Annotated in this window: 1 pseudogene; it reads left to right on the top strand. The window is 76.3% G+C overall.

Annotated elements, in window-relative coordinates:
• Positions 1–535, top strand: a pseudogene (locus NBW84_RS19810) (hypothetical protein); the annotation flags it as partial.

Below are 535 nucleotides of genomic sequence, written 5' to 3'. Positions count from 1 at the left end.
ACTGCCCGGCAACACCGCGAGCCTGCTGGGCAGATCCCTGCGGCTACGCGAGCGCACCGCCCAGGACGTCATGACACCGCGGATGCGGGTGGTCGCGCTGCACGCCGACGACAGCGTCACGGAACTGCTCCGGGTCACCGGGGAATCAGGCCGCTCCCGCTTCCCCGTCCTGCGCCCCACCGGCACCGCCGCGCCTGGCGCCGGCGCCTCCGACACCGATGGCACCCCTGACACCGGTGGCACCGGTGGCACCTCTGACACCGCCTCCCAGCGGGATTCGGGTACCGCTAGGGACCCGGGCTCCGCTCGCGCCACCGCCGGCCACGCAGGCGCCGGCCACACAGGCGTCACCGGCCACGCAGGCGTCACCGGCCACGCAGGCGTCACCGGCCGCCGAGGCTGCGCCGGCTCCGGAGGGGGAGGGCACGCGGCCGAGCCGCCGGGCCCGGGGAGCGTCCCGGCTGTCCCCGGGGACGTCGACGACGTCGTCGGGGTCGTCCACGTCAAGGACGCCTTCGGTGTGCCGCCGGCCGAA

The sequence above is a fragment of the Protofrankia sp. CiP1_Cm_nod2 genome (assembly GCF_920664355.1).
Lineage (GTDB): Bacteria > Actinomycetota > Actinomycetes > Frankiales > Frankiaceae > Protofrankia.
This window is presented reverse-complemented; position numbering and strand designations above follow the sequence as displayed.